Genomic DNA, 16,494 nt, shown 5'->3' with positions numbered 1-16,494 from the left:
GTTTGCCAAGCTTTAATGCTGCGAGCCGACCGTGAATTCGCTTGGTTTAAATCTATATCATGAGACACCCTCATATGTCTTCTGATCGGGGGTGGTCGAAAATGCCTGCCGCGGGCAAAAAAGTTCGGGTTCGGCGCAAGCCGAACCCGAACGTCGAATGCCCTGATACCCGGTTAGTAGATCGAGGTCACCACGACCTTGCCGTCGACGACGTTGACTTGAGCGGTGATCGTGAGGTGATTCTCAGTGGTCTCATGGCGGACCTCGGCAGAAAAACCGTAGTTCACGTCGTATTCCATAGTCACGACACCGTAAGTGTCGGTGGAGACCGTCAAGCCACCATCCTCGTACGACAGATCCACGGTGAGGTCGGGCGCTGTGACGAGGGTGTAGACCACGTTGGAGTAGTACGAAGAGATGTACCCCATGTATGGGCAGTCGTCAGATGCGGCATCTCCCGCAGCGAGGCAGGTCGTGATGAGCGTGTTCACGGCTGCCAGGGCAGCGGCTTCGTACTTCGCCGTTGGGGCGGCCGTAAACTCGTCATCGCTCGATTCGAACTCTCCATACCCCCCGAGCAGCCCGCTCACGACATAGGTCACCGATGATTCTTCGAAGTAGTCCGTGGCTGGAATGGTCACTTCGTAGGTGCCGGGAAAGGCCGGAAGGGTCAGCCCGTCGTTCTTCGTTGTACCGACCGACATACCGTTCGCCTCGAGCGACACATCATCCAGTTTGGCTGGTGTGTAGACGTCGATCTGGCCAGGCTCGGCGTTCAGAATGGACCAGTTATCGGCAATCAGCCAGTCGGTGCTCGTGCGGGTGAGCTTCAGCACGGAAGAATCAGAAACGCCGCCCTGTTTAAAGTGCACCTCGATCTGGGCGACATTCTCGGTGATGGTGACCTCTGAAATAGCGGCGTCTTCGATGCGATCCGTCGCCAGCCCGAAGATTTCGTTGGAGAGCATGCCGTCACCGGCATCCGCTGAGGACCCGAGCAGCTTCAGAGCCGTCGTGGCGTTGCCCTTTTCCAACGCGTCGAGGTAGGCGTTCGCAACATTCTGCGGGCCAAAGACCGAGGAACGCACAATACCGCCAGCCACACTTGCCGCGATAATGAGCAACGCAGCGGCACCGACGACGATGGCGCCGATCTTCACTCGCTTCGCGGTGGCCGGAGTCAAGGTACTGCTTGCGAACGGGAGGGGTGTCGCACCTGGCTGGCCGGCCGCGGTGATATCGGCAGTGACGGGATAGCCAGTGACGGGATAGCCAGTGACGGGATAGCCAGTGGCGGGTTCGACGGTGTAAGCCGTCCCTGCCGCAGGAACGGCCAGGCCGGCTGCGACGGTGCCGACCGGCATGAGCGGTGCCGTCGGCACAAGGGGCAACAGGCGTTCCTGACCGGATAGCTTGACGAGGGCGCCGATTACCCCCGGCGTCGCATAGGCCAAGATAACCGGTGCGACAAAGCGCGTCAGTGCCTCGATAGCAGCACCCCAGATTGCGAAGATCAGAAAGGTCCACGCAGCGGGTCCGAACATTCCCGACGTCGAGGCATTCTCGGGTGCAGTCATCGACGCCGTGAACAGAGCGCTGCCAAGAAGCTGCAGCACTAAACCGAAGACCATGTAGGTAACGATGGTGGCCAGCCACGACAACGGCGCCGGGCGCACTCGATTGCGACGAACGGCCAGCAATAGCGAGGCGACGACCGCCAGAATCAGGGCGAGCAGCACGATGAGCCAGATATAGCCGGTGATTCCGTCGCTGAATACGGTGAGGTTTTGCTGTGCCTGCTCGTTGGATGCGCCGCCCAGGTTGGCCAGCACCCGATCCAGGTCGCCGAGATCGACGGAGAAGGCGCCCAACATGCCGATCACGACGGCGTTGATGGCGAGGGTAAGCAAAAATATGGGAAGCATTCCGACATATTCGTCGGCCGCGGACAGCGGGGTCAGAATAGCGAGCACGACCGCCAGCACGGCGATGAACGCGCCGAGGTGCAGGCCCGCGATGCGCGCGGTGCCCCGTGGTAGCCAGGTTGCGCGAACGAGAAGACGCGACCATGCGTCCGTGGCCTGCAGCCGGGCCACGTAGGAGACGGTGAATCCAAGGATAAGCGCGCCGAAGAACGAACCGACGGATGCCGCGGAAGTTGAGCCGACAGGAATGTCCAACTGCAGATCGTGGAACTGCACTGGGAGCACCGCGGCCAGCACGGTCACCCCGATGGCGAGCGTGAGCCCGGACACGGCCGACAGAATGAGGGCCGAGGAGCCTTGCCAGACGCCGCGCCCCACGAAACGACTGGAAAGGTAGTTGCCGGCCAATAGAGCGGCAAGTACCAGCAGCGGCAGTACTCCCACAGCGACATTTCCGGCGAAGGAGATCATGTACTCAACTTCTGCCGACGCTCCGAGCTGGCCGAACGTTGCCATTGCAACCAACTGCACGGGACCGGAGACAAGCCAGCCAGCCGAGAACATCTCCCAGCCGCTGAGAAGCCCAGTCAGGGCAACGGTCAGGAGCGCGACAACAAACGCTGCCCCGTACCCGATTCCAGCGGATGCGACGGCTCCCCGCCACGCGCTCGGCGCGATCGTGGAAAACGCGTTCGGCCCGCTCGGCCGCTGAGCGAGCGGCTGCCTGGCCGGATCAGCATACGGGTTGGCCCGCGTGTCTCCGGGCTGAGCAGACGCTGAATTCACTATGGGCTGGTCTGGTGCAGTCGGTATCGATCCCGCCTGAAATGGATTCGGTGGCGTGGTCGGCGGCGTGTTTTCAAGCGACATGAATGTCGTTATCTCCCCAAGATGAATGTGTGTGCCGACACAGGGTGAACATCACCTGCGTATTTCATGAGAAATTGATGGCAATTATCAGCCTATTACACAGCAAAGATGTCTCTCACCGGCTCTGTCGAAGCTCCAGACCGGGAACACGACGAGTCTTGGATTCGTAGACTGCTGAAATCACCACACGTACCTGGCCGCTATAAGCGCCTCCAACGCGGCACGGTGTCGAGTCTGCGCCGGCCCACGACGCCGCGAGGTTGACTTCTATGATGGGGTCATGAAGACGGTCGCGATATACAGCACCAAGGGTGGGGTCGGCAAGACAACGACAGCGGTCAATCTCGCCTGGGAGGCGTCCCATGAGTGCCGAGTGCTGCTGTGGGACCTGGACCCGCAGGGCGCTGCGACGTATCTCCTCAACGTCAAAGCAAAGGTCAAAGGCGGCGTGGATTCTCTCATTCGGGGCAAAAGCCACGTGGATGCTGTCATCCGGCCGACCGCGTACAAAAACCTCGATGTGCTCCCGGCGGATGATACCTACCGAAATCTGGACCTGTTCCTTGACTCAGCCAAAAAGTCGACGCAGCGTATCGCCAAGGTGCTGGAGTCGGTCTCGAACCAATACGATGTCGTGATTCTCGATTGCCCGCCCGGGGCGTCCCTCGTGGCGGAGAACGCACTCCACGCGGCCGACCTTGCCGTGGTCCCCCTTGGACCGTCACCGCTTTCACTACGTTCACTGGCCCAAGTCAACGAGATCATCGCGGCATCGGACCGGCCGCCCAAAGTGTTCGCATTTCTTTCGATGGTGGACCGCCGCAAACTTGTGCACCGCTTTACCGCAGAGGCGTTGCCGCGCGAACACCCAGAGGTGATCGACCTCGTCGTTCCCGCGACCGTCGTGATCGAACGGATGGGCACCGAACGCGCCCCGATCGGAACATACGCACCGAACACTGAGGCCGCTCAGGTATTCGCCCAACTCTGGGGGCACGTTCGTGCTTCGTCGAAAGTCAAGTTGGGCGCGCGACGTGGGTAAGACCATGCGCTAGAGCGAATCGACGCTACGCCGCTCGTGGAGGTGCGGTTCGCTCCGCGCGCAGCTGCGACCGGGCTGCGTGTTCAACCAGCACCGGGATGAAGTCCCGGATGGGTTTGTCGGAGAGGGAAGCGTGGCATGCCGTCACGACCGCTTTCACCCGATCCGGTGGTAAATCGGCGTACCTGACCTCAAGCCGGCGAACCATATCGTCGACCGCATTCTTTTCCTGCTTTGAGTCCATAGTTCATTGTGCCTACATTCCGTGCTGTACATAACCAGAATCTCCACCCTGGCTTGAGCGCGACGACGGCGTCGCGGTGAGTACGACGACGGTTTTTCCTACCCGACCGGGGCTGGGCACGCCCCGAAGGTCAAAAAAAATCGCGGCGTAACTCACCCGTTCTCGATCGATGTACGCCGTGTGTTCATCCACGTCGATACCCTGCTCTTCCGCTCGGTGAGAGCGTGGAGGATGTGCGTCGTCGTGTCCAGACACAGTCAAATTCACCCACCGAGCGCAGAGTCCTAAGCCTGGAGGCGCTCGGCGAGCTCGCTGAGATTTGGAACGGTGTAATCCGGTATCGCAAAGTAGTTCGGATACAGTGCGTCGGTTCGGTTCAGCCAGGCGGTGCGCAGGCCCGCCTGGGCTGCCCCATGGATGTCCCAGGGGTGCACGGCGACCAGGAGCATGTCGGCCGGTCGAACTCCGAGAACCTCCGCCGCGTACCGGTAGGCGGAACCGACTGGTTTCCAGTGCGGGGCATCCTCGACGGTGAGAAGGGCCTCGAAGTCAGTCCGAATCGCCGCCGTGGTCAGCATGTTCTGGGCCAGCTGCGCGGACCCGTTGGAGAGGGTTGCGAGGCGACATCCGGCATCCTTGAGCGCTCGCACTCCGTCTGCGACGTCCGGGTGCAGCTTCAATGCTCCGAGGCCTTCCAGTACGTGGTTTATTGCCTCGTCAATGGTGCTGGTCAGGGCCACATCGCGGAACAAAGTTCGCAGGATCTCCGCGCCCGCCACGGAAAATTTCACGCTGCCCCCAGACGCGGCAAGGGCGAACCCATCCCGCAGCACGGATGCAAACCAAATGCGGGCCAGGTAGCCCGGAGCACCGACTTCTACGAAGCGATCCTCCATCGGAGACATGTCAGAGAGGGTTTCATTGACATCAAAAACTATCACCGGCATGGCTGCATTCATGGTGGACTCCTCAAGGTTGGTCAATATACCAGCTGCTGTGAACCGACCGGTCCGGCCTCGGCCCCAGCACGAAGGTAAACGAGCGTTGTGTTCGCGATCTTACCGAACGCCCCCATTCCGCAGGCACGGACACAATGATGACCACTGTGCGTTCAACCATTTCACGGTCCTCCAGTTTGCGCAAAGCCACTTTGCGGATGCACTCCGGGCGCGATTGTTGCAGAATGAACCGGGTCGCCTACTCGTGGGATATGCCAGACGGTCCGATCGAATCCGAGATCAGGCTTGGCTCCATTCGAATCACCCGTCGTTGCTGCGCTCGTGGTTTTCCATTGCCGGGGCACGGTCGACTGTTTACGCCGACCCCTAGAAACCGCCCCCGATCTTCGGGCACTATATCGGGCCGGGCAAACGCGACACTCAGGATCGTTGACAGCGACGAAGTCCGTAACGGCGCGGGAATGCCCGTGGAAGGTTCCTCTTTCGGGCGCTCGCGTGGTCGATAGCGTCCGGCATTTCCGCTCACTCAAGCAACCATCGGTTGCGCGTAGCGGGTGCGCGGCGTTATGGTGACGTGCAACCAAACATTGCAAAAGGTCGGACGAAAATGGAGTACGGACGCATCGAACGCGAGTTCCGCATCGACGCCTCGCCCGAGGTGGTTTACAAAGTCATCAGCAGTCCCGCGCACATCCGGGAATGGTGGCATGCTGAGGCGCTCCTGGAGCCTGTCCCAGGTACTGTCGGTGAACTTGTTTGGGGAGACAAAGCCAAAGCTGAGGTGGAGGTCGTTTCCATCACCGTGGTTGATGCTGAACAGCCTCGTTTGTTTTCCTTCCGTTGGGTTTATCCCCTCGGTGAGGTCGCGACCCCTGCTAACTCGTTACTGGTGACCTTCGAACTCGTGCCGTCTGGCACTGGCACCGTGGTTCGTCTTACCGAGGTGGGATTCCGCGAAATAGGTTGGGAGGCTGCCGTTCTTGAGAAACAATACAAGGAGCACTCCGTCGGCTGGACTATGCACTTGGCCAGCCTTCGCGACTATCTCGGGCAACTGGTTGCCGCCCAATGACTGCGGTAATCGACGATGACCTGTGGTCTGCGATCGGCGACCCGACCCGGCGGCGCATGCTCGACATGCTCTTGGCTGCTGGCGGTGGCACCGCAACCAGCCTCAGCCACGAACTTCCCGTGACGCGTCAGGCCGTTGCCAAGCACCTTGGGGTACTGCACCGTGTTGGCTTGGTGCATGCCGCGCCCATCGGACGGGAGATGTGCTACCGGTTGGACGATGCACAGTTCGCTCGCGCGGTAGCGCAGCTCTCCACCGTCGGGGCATCGTGGGACGCACGGTTACAGCGGATCACCCAGATCGCCGAAGCAATGCAGCGTCGCCAAGACGCTGATCCCGGCCGACAAAACAAGACGTAGAGGAAGAACCTCATGATCACAACAGCCCTTCGAAGCGCCTATGAAAAGTTGTTCGAAACGGCATCCATTCCCGATCTCGGCGAAGATCGTTACGAGGGTTGGAACGCCGATCAGATATTGGCTCATCTCCTCAGTGTGGATGCCGCCATCGCGGCGGTTGCGCTCGGAGTCGTTTCGGGCTCGCGTCCCAGCTTCGACAACCGGATCTCTCTCGATTCCTGGAACCTGGACCGGATCATCGCCGCCCACTCGGGTAGGTCTGACTTGCTAGACCACGTTCGAAATCAAGCCACGATACTGTGCGACATCGCCGATCAACTCAGCGACCAAACTTACTCCGTGCTGGTCCCGGCGCTCCTGCTGTCTAACGACGCGCTCATATTAGACCAGCCCATCCCCCTTGCAAGCCTCATTGACGGGCTCGCTGAGGACCACGTTCCCGTACACACTCAACAGCTCCTCGACCTTCGCGTCGCCGTGCGCGAGCACATCTCATAGCGGCACTCTCGGCCGGAGTCGACACAAGTCAGGCGCCAGCTAATTTCGCGAACAAAAATTTGTGCAGGATTCCGATTCGCTCGACGTGCATCAGCGTCCGCTCACCCGTCCCAAGCGGGACCGGAACTCGTCTGCACCGGCGCCCGCCAAGTCAGCCGCGGCCGCACGACGGCGGTTGAGTGCGCTGAGAAGAGTAGCGACATCGCCACTGACTTCGGGTCCTCCACCCAGCGACCAATCGGTGTCGGTGGCTTGGAAGCGCAGTCCACGCAGGAGATCGTCACCGACCGAGTGCCTGCCGCTCGTCAGGTCATTGAGCACCATCCAGCCCGCTTCAGGGGAAATCCGATTAGCAAGGCCGAGCGGCCGACGAACGTCTCCGGAGTGAATGGCCAGGTGTGCCAGAGGGGCGAGTTCTCCCGCGCCGGGGACCGCGAAGCCGGCAACACTGGTCTTCGTGATCAAGCGCGTCAGCTCGGCGCCAGTTCGTCGGTCAGTTCTGGCCCGGCGATAAGCGAACTTGTCGAAGTTGAAGCGCGCTTGCGCGAGACCGACAATGAAGCTGCCAAATCCTAGCTCGTAGGGCATGAGCAGGTGCGCACACAAGTCGCGCACTGTCCACCCTCGGCACAGGCTCGGCGTCTGCCAGGATGCGTCATCGAGACCGACGAGATCTTCCACGAATCGGTCGCGCTCAGCGGCGTACAGCACCTCTACGTCTGTCGTTGTCACGGCTAATTGGCCTCCGAAACGGGTGGTCATTAAAAGGTCACCTGTCGGGGGTTCCCTTGCAAGCATTCGCCGCAATAAGACTACCGATTTCAACTATTCGATTTTGTCGCGGCGACCAGCAAACTCCTTTGGACACGTGCGGCTGTTGCGCCCAGTCACTCTCTGAAAGCCCCATTCAACGCTCTTCATACAGGACGGCAGCAAGGGTCGACGTCGGTGTGGATGATTTGTGCAGTCGAGTACGGAAAATGACACTGGTGCTAAACGATCAATTCCGGAGAAGCTTCAAACGCGAGACACGTTCCTGCCGTGAGCCGGTTGACGAATCCCTGCCCTTCTAAAATAATGAGGTATGTGCCTAAGTATCACGACGAACTCGATGCCGTGCTCCGCGCTCTCGCGGATTCGACGCGCCGGGCCGTCGTGGAATGGTTGGCGAAGTCCCCCCAGCAGTCGTGTCCGAACTCGCGGCACCGTTCTCGATGGCGTTGCCGTCGCTCATGCAGCACCTGTGCGTCCTCGAGAACGCGGGACTGGTCACGTCACAGAAGCATATGGGCGCGTCTGCATCGTGAGCCTGCGACCGGGCGCCCTCGACATCCTACACCTATGACTCGGCGAGCAACGAACCCCCGCCGAACACCAAGCCGACCGGCTCGGCATCCACATGACCCGTACCACTCCGAAGGAAACCTGACGTGACCCGCGTTCGCATCGACCTGTTCATCTCGCTGGACGGCTTTACCTCGACGACCGGCCACGCCCCCGAAAATCCGATGGGTGAGGACTGGGGGCGCCTCACTGCGGCCTACGCCGCGACCCGCACTTTCCACGAGCGCGTCTTCGACGACACCAGCGGCAACGGCACGACCGGCATCGACGACTCCTACGCCGCCGCGTTCTTCGAGGGCGTCGGCGCCGAGATCATGGGCGCGACCATGTTCGGCCTGCACTCGTTTCCCGACGATCCGGACTGGAAAGGCTGGTGGGGTGGCCAGCCGCCGTTCGGCACCCCGGTCTACGTCCTCACCCACACCGCACCGCGTCCGTCGATCCCGATGGAGGGCGGAACAACGTTCCACTTCCGCAACGCCGCAATCGAGGACGTGCTCGCGGAGGCGACCGAGGCTGCCGGCGGCCTGGACGTGCGCGTCGGCGGTGGAGTCGGCACCGCGCGCGACTTCCTGCGCGCCGGCGTGGTCGATCACTTGCATCTCATGGTCGCCCCGATCCTCCTCGGCCGGGGCACTCAACTGTGGGACGACCTGCCCAGCCTCGACCTCACTCACAAGGTGACAACGGAAGTGGCCGAGAGTGGCACGATCCACGTTAACTTCGCACGATAGGGACGGCGTCTTCTTCGACCAGTTCTGGGCGGATGGGCCGGGCCGAAAGGAAGGTACCCGGGGCCTGCTCGAGGCTCTGGGCAACTACCTCGCGTGACGCACTTCCCGGGTTCCGCGCTCATCACCCTTGGTTTCATCGACAAGGTTCCTCATGACATTTCATTCGACGACCTAACGAGCTGTCCCCGATCGCGAGGACCGATACAGCGCGCGTGGGACCTGATGAAAGCTCTTGTTTGATTGCTTTTAAACACGGAGGCTTCCCACTTCCAGACGAGAAACCAAAGGGTCTCTCCACAGGCGATGACCATTACCTCCGCCGGCATGTTCGCCAACGTCCGCACGCTGGCCGGCTGATTTGATGACTTCCTACTGAACGATTTCAAGTCGCTACAGCGGCGGCAAAGCGAAGGCGCGCACTTCAACCGCCGCGTAGCGGGCTTCAACGAAACGTGCAGCGATCTGGATCGCGCGATCTTCGCTTGCGACGTCGACTATGTAGTACCCGCCCACCCATTCGGTGGTTTCCGCGAATGGTCCATTGGTGACAGAAAGACCGCCGTTAGTGCGAACCACTTTCGCGCCGGGGACTGCCAGCTCGTGCGTGTCGATCAACTCGCCGGTGGTGGAGAGCTCGCCGATAACGGCGCCGTGGGCGGCTTCGAACTCAGCGAGGGCTTCGCTTCGGATCGCAAGGTCGCTGGCTGCACTCGTGTGGATCAAAATCATGTACTTCAAGAGGAACTCCTTCAGGGATGTATTTCTTACTGCGACGTATAGCGAAAGACTATGAGGACACCGCGTTTTGACGCGCTGTCCTGAGGTGCTCATCCCGTACGTCGAATTCACACAACGACAAGCAAAGGACCAACTTATGGAATACATGCTATTCATCTGCACAGACTCGACGGCGCCGACGACCGAACCACCTGTTCACACCATCGAAGAATGGGTAGCCGAAACCACTGATGGGGGCACCAGACGCCACGGCGACCGTCTGCGCCCGGCGAACGATGCGACCACGGTAAAACTGCGTGGTGGACGGCTCAGCGTCACTGCTGGGCCGTTCGCTGAAACGACGGAGTGGATCGCTGGATACGACGTGATCGAGTGCGGCGACCTCGACGCGGCGATTGAGATCGCAGCGAGGCATCCAATGGCCCAGTTCGGTCAGATCGAGATCAGGCCGATGTGGCCGATCGAGTAGCGGATGCTATCGTTCGTGCCTCTTCTGAGGAAACTGCGCGCATCATCTCCACTGTGATTCGAATGACCGGCGACTTCGCCCTTGCCGAGGATTGTGCACAGGATGCGTTTGTGAGGGCGTTTTCTGACTGGCGCAAAGGTGGCATTCCGGACAATCCTGGCGCGTGGCTGACCACGGTGGCCAAGAGGCGGGCGATCGACCTGCTTCGGCATGCTGGCGCCGAAGACCGCGCGCTTCGGCGGGTTGCCGTCGAAGCAGACGAACCGGTCGAGCCCGATCCGGACATTAATGCAGGTATCGACGATCGTCTCCGTCTCATTTTCACCTGCTGCCACCCCGCACTTCCGATCGATGCCCGCGTTGCCCTGACGCTGCGAACGGTAGCGGGCCTCACTCCCGCACAGATCGCGCGTGCCTTTCTCGTGACCGAACCGGCGATGGATAAAAGACTCGTGCGTGCCAGGGCAAAGATCAGGCACGCCGGTATCCCTTACCGTGTGCCACCGCCCGACCTCATGCCGGAACGGCGAGACGGTGTGCTGGCGGTGCTGTACTTGTTGTTCACCGAGGGGTACTCCGCTACTGGCGGGGAAGATCTCATCCGAATTTCTCTCCTTCGTGAAGCAATCCGGCTCACCCGGCTGCTCGTTGAGCTGATGCCCGACGACGGTGAAGTTCGCGCGCTCCTCGCCCTGATGTTGCTGCATCACGCGCGTACCGCAGCTCGCACCGACGCTGTCGGAGATGTCGTCACTCTCGAAGAGCAGGACAGATCGCTGTGGGACCCGGATGCCATCACCGAGGCCCTCACCATCCTTCGGTTGCTGGTACCGCGAGCAGGTAGGTATGAACTGCAGGCCCGCATTGCCGCCTGCCACCTCGAGGCTTCGGATGCTGCAAGCACTAACTTCGCGCGCATCGCTGAACTGTACGACGCTCTCGCCTTCATCGATCCCTCACCGGTCGTGGAACTCAATCGCGCGGTCGCAGTGGCCATGTCCCAAGGACCAGAAGCCGGCCTACGCCTTATCGACGCGCTCGTAACCTCTCGGGGCATGGAGGACTATTACCTACTCCCGGCGACACGCGCCGACCTGTTGCGCAGGATGGGTCGAGGGACCGAAGCCGCAACCGAATACGAGAAAGCACTTCAACTGGCCCCATCAGAGGCCGAGAAACGTTACCTGGGCAAACGCCTGGCAGAAACGAGACGCTGATGCATATCACCCTGACCGACGGGCGAACACTGGACGTTCACGACAGCACCAACGGAGTTCACGCTCCCCTAACCGTTGTCTGGCACCACGGCTCGCCTCAAACCGGAGCAGCCCTCGAACCGCACCTGCGAGCAGCGGCGCTGCGCGGCATCCGCTGGATCTCATACGCACGACCAAGCTACGGAGACTCGTCAGCTCAACCCGGTCGCACCGTCACAAACGCCGCAACCGACGTCGAGCAGCTCATCAACGCGATGGGCATCGACCAGATCGCGGTCATAGGTGCTTCCGGGGGCGGGCCACACGCCCTCGCCTGCGCAGCGATTCTGGGTGACAGGGTGTGGGCTGTAGCAACGTTCGCGAGTCTCGCGCCCTTCACGACAGACTTCAACTGGTTCGCCGGAATGGCAGGCGGTGGGCTGTCTTTGCGTGCGGCGCAACACGGAAAGGATGCCCGCGTAATCTTCGAACGAACCTCCAACTTCGATGAAGACAGTTTCAATTCGCGAGACTACGCCGCGCTGAAATCGGAGTGGACATCACTCAACGCAGACGCAGGCGCCGCGACAGCAGCTGGCCCCGAGGGGCTGATCGCTGACGATCTTGCCTTCGTGAAACCATGGGGCGTTGATCTGTCAGGCGTCCGGATACCCGTACTCCTCGCACACGGTGGCGATGACCGCATCGTCCCCCCTTCCCACTCCCAGTGGCTCCTCGAGCACCTCCCCAACGCCGAACTCTGGACCCGGCCACGAGACGGCCATGTTTCAATTCTGAACGCAAGCATTTTGGCCATGGACTGGTTGCGGCAACGGGCCGAAATGCACTGAGGTGCCCCTTTGCGCCCCCGTACACGCGCGGGACTGACCGGCGCATACGAGTGCGCGGATAAGACCGGTGCAGGAAGTTATGGCATCGCCAACGACGCCGGCATCCTCGGGCAAGTCGACGCTGACCCCATCATTCTGTGCATCCTTACTCAAATCAACAACCAGCATGCGGAAGGTAACAACGAAGTGATAGCCGAGAAACAGCGACTCACACGCACTATCCAATTCGTGCTTGCTTGGGCGGTCGGAGTAATCGGAACCATCACCACAGCCATTTCCTTGATCCCTGCGGTGGCCGTCATCGCCACAGTCAGTGGCGTATCTTCGCTTGGATTCGCCGCTCCCCTACTGGTCGTGTCCGTGATGTATCTCTCCGTACCCATCCTCATCGCGTTGGCCATCGCGAATACCGGCCACCGATGGTGGCTCTGGCTGACCATCGCAATAGCGGTCATCGTCTTGCTCCTAGTCGCCCGCTTCGCAGTGGGTTCGCTCGGTGTCTATTGGATTTCGTTTTGAGTCGCGGAGAGCCGTATGCCGCGCGACGTAGTCACTGGCGCGCACCTCGACGGCGCGGATGGACCGGCGTCGTGGGCGGTGCGTATTTCGCCCATCCAGCCCGGAGAATCTGTCCCTTCACTTCGGTAGTCGTCTCGGGAGAGTGTTCGGACATTGCGCCGGTCGGCGACCCATACGGGTACAGGTTGCCCATCACGACGATCCGGGCGCCCGTGGCGGATGCGGCGGCGATAGCCGCATCGATGAGGGGGCGGCCATTGTGCGGCCCAGTCGGTGTATGGCGGATTCGTGCAGACAAAGATGGTCGAGTCATCCGTTGCAGCTTGCGCACAGGTGGCCGGATCACTGGCATCCAGTACCAGGGTGGTAGCGCCTGAGTGGGTCGCGATGGTCACCGGGCGCCGCGAGGCGTTCGTGGAGCGGACGGCCGATCAGGCCCGCTCCAACAACGAAGTGCTTGTTCATGGGTCCATTCGCTTCGTCGTCCCTGGCTTCACCTTGGAAGATTCGTCTATAAAATCCGATCGCATTGGTGGCGAGACATGCACGCACGTCGCCTGGGCGCTTGCGGACCTCTGGCGACAAATCACGCGTCCCGTAGTGGGTTCGGCGTCAGTACTGGCCCTGTTTTGGGTCGGCGTTAACAGCTGCCGCCAAAATAGCGGCTGCAGATCGTTTTGGTACCTTAAGTGGCACTTTGGGCTGTGAACGGTGTGTCTGGAAACAAGAAATACCCCTGGTTTCCGCGGAAACTCAGGGGCTAAAGCTGGCATTATCGACCTCTTGTCAAACAATTCGGATCTCGCCTTAACCCCTGATGGATTGCGGAAATTGGCTATCCCCCAAGGCCTACGAGATACCCCCTGTGAGCCCGCGGAGTTCCAACTTCATCGACTCTCATCGCGACTCAGCGCTCAACAGATCAAGGATATTGTGCGGCGCTACGAAGCTGGCGAAAGCGCCAGAACACTTGCCAGCGAATTTGGCGTTGCGCCATCTGCCCTCCTCCGACTGCTTCGTGAGCGGAACGTCGTCGTCCGTCAGCAGGTCGTAACGCCGGAGCAAGATGAGACGATGGCTCGAGACTATGAGGCCGGAATGACGATGGCGGAATTGGAAGAGAAACACGGGCTGTCGCATGGTGCGATGCTTCGAGCGCTGCATCGAAGGGGAGTTGCGATGCGACCCAAGGCACCCAGGCAGAGAAATTAGAACTACGGAATGGAACCTCCAGCTTGAAATGTCTGACGAAACTGTCACAATGAGGAACAGACATGGCGGACTTATCGGAACAAGCAACACACCGCATTATTGGAGCTTATGGTGAGCCATTTCTTCGGTACGTCTTCGCTCTGCCCGAAGATAAGCCGGTCCTCGAAGCCCTGCAATCTACGCGCGCCGAATACGTTGTTCTACTCCAGACTGCAATCGATCAGACTCCGTACAGCGGAAATGGCGATGTCGACTTCACATTCACAGCCTCTAGCAGCTTTGCCTACTATCGCAAAGAGTTAGGCGGAAGCCTCGCAAACTACCTGCACCGCATGGCTGGTGGCGACGCAAAAAAGATCCCGAGTGGCAAGGACCCCGTCGTCCAGGCCATACGCGAAGTTGCTCATGACGTGTGGCCAAGCCTGCTTCTCACTCCTCCAAAGCACGGTCCACGCGCCTTTTGGATGAGCACCACTGCAGGTATTTTTTCTCACCCTAAAGCCGTCGAAGCCTGTAAAACGTTCATGGCAGATTCTGAGCTCAAAGCGCTTTTTCCAAATACTCCGTCGATTGAAGAAGCTACTTCGATCAATGAGGTAATACTCCAGATACAGGCAAACTGGATCTTGAGTAGCGGACAAGGCGGTAGCAAGCAGCTCATCTCGATCATTGATGCGATCATCTTCAATGCCGCAGTGCACGCTCAGCTCGATGGATCGCCGCTCAACGAACGCGGCTTGATGTCCGCGATCCCATCATCAGTGGAAGCCTTTCGTACGCTTGCCACGATGAAGCCGGTCGAGGTGCCGGCCATCATCGGGTTCAGTGGGCTACGCATCGAAGACGACACTGTGCTGAAGTTCGGCGATGACGAACTCCGCGGTGTGCGTCCAGTCGAAAAGAATTTGCTCCTCAATGAGGCCGACCGTGTTTCGAGCGTATTCACCACCAATTTTCCGATCCAACTCCTAAAAGTTTCGGCATTCAATCCGAGCGAACCAGACGACTTCATCAAAGTATGGAATAAGTACAGCGCTCGAATTCAAGAATCCCATCGCACCCTGCAACGACGCATCGATCGTGCACGTCTGAGTATCCTGCTCGCCTCTACAGATGAGGAACTCCTCGCGACCAGCGAGGTATCACGTTACATCGCAGATCCGACACAACCAGGAGGCTTGTCCAACTGGCAAATGGACCCGCGCACTCCTGCGAGCTACGCGCTAAAGGCAGGCCAGGACAAGGAGGTTCTACGATTCCACGCGCTTATCCAGGAGAAGCACCCCGAATCACTCGACATCGCCATGAAGCGAATTCTCGGTGCCGTCTCACAACGCTGGGATGCTACCGATGCCTTCATTGATGCTGTAGTGGTGTGGGAGAACGCATTCGGCACTAGTACCGAAACTACGTTTCGTGTCACTGGATCCATCGCTAAGCTCCTAGAACCTGGCAGTAGTGACGAACGCGCCAAACTCCAAAAAGAACTGAAGAATCTCTACGAAACTCGTAGCCGATTGGTTCATGGCGCAAAAGAGCCAAAGCCTGAAGAGGCATGGACCCAGCGCGAACGCGCCATCCAGATCGCGCTTGAAGTGCTCCGCAAACTCTATGTCGAACGCCCAGACCTTCTGGAGCTCAGTTCTGAACTTCGAAGTGCGCAACTTCTTCTAGAAGGTTAACCGTCAATGTCGACGACGCCCGATCTTCTTCGCCCGGGCAAGTAGCTTTCCATCCGTGTCTTGCCTTTCGAGTGCAAGCAGCACACGAGCAAGTCGGTAGTGATCAATCTTCGGGCGAGCGACACCCGTTACCCGAAGTGGCCGCCGCTTACCTGCGATGAGCTCAACTGTCGTGGTCTCGTCGCGGTAGGTATCGACGGTCTGATTCGGTGTTCCATCAACCGCTGCCTGAATGGCTTGATATGCCCGGCCGGCTTTCTGCGGGAGCGACGGGAAGACTTTCGTCATCGCGGTTCGATGTGCCAGGGCCTCCTTTTCAGCAAAAGGAACCGCTGGAGCGTAATAGTCGTGAAGGTCACGTTGTTCTTGCATCGGTAGATCAGTAAAAGCGGCACCGTCGTGCTCTTCCCATTGCTCGCGAAGAAATTGACGGTGGATGAGGTAGTCGCGGGAAGTAAGCCTTGGCATTGCTGGCTTTTCACTATGGGCTACTGCCTGGAAATTGCAAGCATGAACAGGGCGGGGTAACGCTAAAATCACTTCAGCTTCTTGACGTCCCCAAGAAGTTTGCGAAGGTGATCGTCGGACATGTCCAGGATTGGCTCATACATGAACGAGTTGACGTGAATCTGCTCTGGCGTCATCAGCACCACGTTTTCGAGAGTGCGAACTGAACCGTCCCTGATTTCCTGCCGCTTTCTTTCTGGTGAAAGGATTCGGATATGCCCAAGAAACACCCAACAGAGGTTCGCGAACGAGCGGTCCGTATGACTCTTGATC

19 protein-coding genes are annotated in these 16,494 nt (G+C 59.7%); 12 read left to right on the top strand and 7 right to left on the bottom strand.

The window, feature by feature from the left end; translation table 11 throughout:
• Window positions 1-173: 173 nt before the first annotated feature.
• Window positions 174-2,711 carry a zinc ribbon domain-containing protein gene (locus tag E3T27_RS14960; protein WP_134573742.1) on the bottom strand — a complete coding sequence of 846 codons (2,538 nt, stop codon included), beginning with the start codon at window positions 2,709-2,711 and terminating at the stop codon, window positions 174-176.
• Window positions 2,712-3,075: 364 nt separating this feature from the next.
• On the opposite strand from E3T27_RS14960, the gene E3T27_RS14955 reads away from it, so the two are divergent.
• The gene (locus tag E3T27_RS14955) at window positions 3,076-3,837 is read left to right on the top strand and encodes a ParA family protein (RefSeq protein ID WP_104197649.1); all 762 of its coding nucleotides are present in this window, start codon (window positions 3,076-3,078) and stop codon (window positions 3,835-3,837) included.
• A gap of 25 nt (window positions 3,838-3,862) precedes the next feature.
• Here the strand turns inward: E3T27_RS14955 and E3T27_RS17420 are convergent, their stop codons facing one another.
• Window positions 3,863-4,081, bottom strand: coding sequence for a three-helix bundle dimerization domain-containing protein (locus tag E3T27_RS17420; RefSeq protein ID WP_420898074.1), 219 nt, complete (start codon window positions 4,079-4,081; stop codon window positions 3,863-3,865).
• A gap of 284 nt (window positions 4,082-4,365) precedes the next feature.
• Window positions 4,366-5,040, bottom strand: a complete 675-nt coding sequence (locus E3T27_RS14950; RefSeq protein ID WP_104197647.1) for a haloacid dehalogenase type II — start codon at window positions 5,038-5,040, stop codon at window positions 4,366-4,368.
• A 607-nt stretch (window positions 5,041-5,647) separates the two neighbouring features.
• Here E3T27_RS14950 and E3T27_RS14945 point away from each other — a divergent pair.
• From E3T27_RS14945 to E3T27_RS14935, 3 genes are read left to right on the top strand one after another with little or no spacing between them, the layout of a single operon-like run.
• Complete coding sequence (locus tag E3T27_RS14945; RefSeq protein ID WP_134573740.1) at window positions 5,648-6,112, top strand: SRPBCC domain-containing protein; 465 nt, start codon at window positions 5,648-5,650, stop codon at window positions 6,110-6,112.
• Complete coding sequence (locus E3T27_RS14940; protein WP_134573738.1) at window positions 6,109-6,471, top strand: ArsR/SmtB family transcription factor; 363 nt, start codon at window positions 6,109-6,111, stop codon at window positions 6,469-6,471. Before E3T27_RS14945 ends, E3T27_RS14940 begins: the two co-directional genes overlap by 4 nt.
• Before the next feature lie 12 nt (window positions 6,472-6,483).
• Entirely contained in the window at window positions 6,484-6,969 is a 486-nt protein-coding gene (locus E3T27_RS14935; RefSeq protein ID WP_134573736.1) for a hypothetical protein, read from the top strand.
• Window positions 6,970-7,059: 90 nt separating this feature from the next.
• Here E3T27_RS14935 and E3T27_RS14930 read toward each other — a convergent pair whose 3' ends face one another.
• On the bottom strand, window positions 7,060-7,701 hold the full coding sequence (locus tag E3T27_RS14930) for a maleylpyruvate isomerase family mycothiol-dependent enzyme (protein WP_166786232.1): 642 nt from the start codon (window positions 7,699-7,701) through the stop codon (window positions 7,060-7,062).
• A gap of 428 nt (window positions 7,702-8,129) precedes the next feature.
• Between E3T27_RS14930 and E3T27_RS17415 the strand changes: the two genes are divergently transcribed.
• On the top strand, window positions 8,130-8,276 hold the full coding sequence (locus E3T27_RS17415; RefSeq protein WP_420898073.1) for an ArsR family transcriptional regulator: 147 nt from the start codon (window positions 8,130-8,132) through the stop codon (window positions 8,274-8,276).
• A 123-nt stretch (window positions 8,277-8,399) separates the two neighbouring features.
• A complete protein-coding gene (locus tag E3T27_RS14920) occupies window positions 8,400-9,047 on the top strand; it encodes a dihydrofolate reductase family protein (protein WP_134573732.1) in 648 nt (215 codons plus the stop codon).
• A gap of 390 nt (window positions 9,048-9,437) precedes the next feature.
• Here the strand turns inward: E3T27_RS14920 and E3T27_RS14910 are convergent, their stop codons facing one another.
• Window positions 9,438-9,776, bottom strand: a complete 339-nt coding sequence (locus E3T27_RS14910; RefSeq protein ID WP_241992284.1) for a YciI family protein — start codon at window positions 9,774-9,776, stop codon at window positions 9,438-9,440.
• Window positions 9,777-9,921: 145 nt separating this feature from the next.
• On the opposite strand from E3T27_RS14910, the gene E3T27_RS14905 reads away from it, so the two are divergent.
• The 6 genes from E3T27_RS14905 (at window position 9,922) to E3T27_RS14885 (ending at window position 15,714) form a co-directional block, all read left to right on the top strand.
• On the top strand, window positions 9,922-10,254 hold the full coding sequence (locus tag E3T27_RS14905) for a YciI family protein (protein WP_104200957.1): 333 nt from the start codon (window positions 9,922-9,924) through the stop codon (window positions 10,252-10,254).
• Window positions 10,239-11,471, top strand: coding sequence for an RNA polymerase sigma factor (locus tag E3T27_RS14900; RefSeq protein WP_241992274.1), 1,233 nt, complete (start codon window positions 10,239-10,241; stop codon window positions 11,469-11,471). The genes E3T27_RS14905 and E3T27_RS14900 overlap by 16 nt, the downstream gene beginning before the upstream one ends.
• Window positions 11,471-12,301, top strand: coding sequence for an alpha/beta fold hydrolase (locus E3T27_RS14895; protein ID WP_134573728.1), 831 nt, complete (start codon window positions 11,471-11,473; stop codon window positions 12,299-12,301). Before E3T27_RS14900 ends, E3T27_RS14895 begins: the two co-directional genes overlap by 1 nt.
• 9 nt (window positions 12,302-12,310) lie before the next feature.
• The gene (locus E3T27_RS14890) at window positions 12,311-12,820 is read left to right on the top strand and encodes a serine hydrolase (RefSeq protein ID WP_134573726.1); all 510 of its coding nucleotides are present in this window, start codon (window positions 12,311-12,313) and stop codon (window positions 12,818-12,820) included.
• A 711-nt stretch (window positions 12,821-13,531) separates the two neighbouring features.
• Window positions 13,532-14,032: a helix-turn-helix domain-containing protein gene (locus E3T27_RS17410; RefSeq protein WP_420898072.1), complete on the top strand. Its 501-nt coding sequence runs from the start codon at window positions 13,532-13,534 to the stop codon at window positions 14,030-14,032.
• Between the two features lie 62 nt (window positions 14,033-14,094).
• Entirely contained in the window at window positions 14,095-15,714 is a 1,620-nt protein-coding gene (locus E3T27_RS14885; protein ID WP_134573724.1) for a HEPN domain-containing protein, read from the top strand.
• Window positions 15,715-15,717: 3 nt separating this feature from the next.
• On the opposite strand, the gene E3T27_RS14880 is transcribed toward E3T27_RS14885, so the two are convergent.
• The gene (locus E3T27_RS14880; protein ID WP_134573722.1) at window positions 15,718-16,254 is read right to left on the bottom strand and encodes a hypothetical protein; all 537 of its coding nucleotides are present in this window, start codon (window positions 16,252-16,254) and stop codon (window positions 15,718-15,720) included.
• A partial coding sequence (locus E3T27_RS16835; protein WP_134573720.1) for a hypothetical protein occupies window positions 16,251-16,494 on the bottom strand: 244 nt, incomplete at its 5' end. The genes E3T27_RS16835 and E3T27_RS14880, both read right to left, overlap by 4 nt.

Source organism: Cryobacterium lyxosi, from assembly GCF_004403345.1.
GTDB lineage: Bacteria > Actinomycetota > Actinomycetes > Actinomycetales > Microbacteriaceae > Cryobacterium > Cryobacterium lyxosi.
This window is presented reverse-complemented; position numbering and strand designations above follow the sequence as displayed.

Bases quoted from the DNA above. Each gene is read 5' to 3' on its own strand.
- E3T27_RS17420 (WP_420898074.1), bottom strand. From the start codon at position 4,081: ATGGACTCAAAGCAGGAAAAGAATGCGGTCGACGATATGGTTCGCCGG.
- E3T27_RS14945 (WP_134573740.1), top strand. From the start codon at position 5,648: ATGGAGTACGGACGCATCGAACGCGAGTTCCGCATCGACGCCTCGCCC.
- E3T27_RS14905 (WP_104200957.1), top strand. From the start codon at position 9,922: ATGGAATACATGCTATTCATCTGCACAGACTCGACGGCGCCGACGACC.
- E3T27_RS14955 (WP_104197649.1), top strand. From the start codon at position 3,076: ATGAAGACGGTCGCGATATACAGCACCAAGGGTGGGGTCGGCAAGACA.
- E3T27_RS14940 (WP_134573738.1), top strand. From the start codon at position 6,109: ATGACTGCGGTAATCGACGATGACCTGTGGTCTGCGATCGGCGACCCG.
- E3T27_RS14895 (WP_134573728.1), top strand. From the start codon at position 11,471: ATGCATATCACCCTGACCGACGGGCGAACACTGGACGTTCACGACAGC.
- E3T27_RS14935 (WP_134573736.1), top strand. From the start codon at position 6,484: ATGATCACAACAGCCCTTCGAAGCGCCTATGAAAAGTTGTTCGAAACG.
- E3T27_RS14885 (WP_134573724.1), top strand. From the start codon at position 14,095: ATGGCGGACTTATCGGAACAAGCAACACACCGCATTATTGGAGCTTAT.
- E3T27_RS14910 (WP_241992284.1), bottom strand. From the start codon at position 9,776: ATGATTTTGATCCACACGAGTGCAGCCAGCGACCTTGCGATCCGAAGC.
- E3T27_RS17415 (WP_420898073.1), top strand. From the start codon at position 8,130: ATGGTTGGCGAAGTCCCCCCAGCAGTCGTGTCCGAACTCGCGGCACCG.
- E3T27_RS14950 (WP_104197647.1), bottom strand. From the start codon at position 5,040: ATGAATGCAGCCATGCCGGTGATAGTTTTTGATGTCAATGAAACCCTC.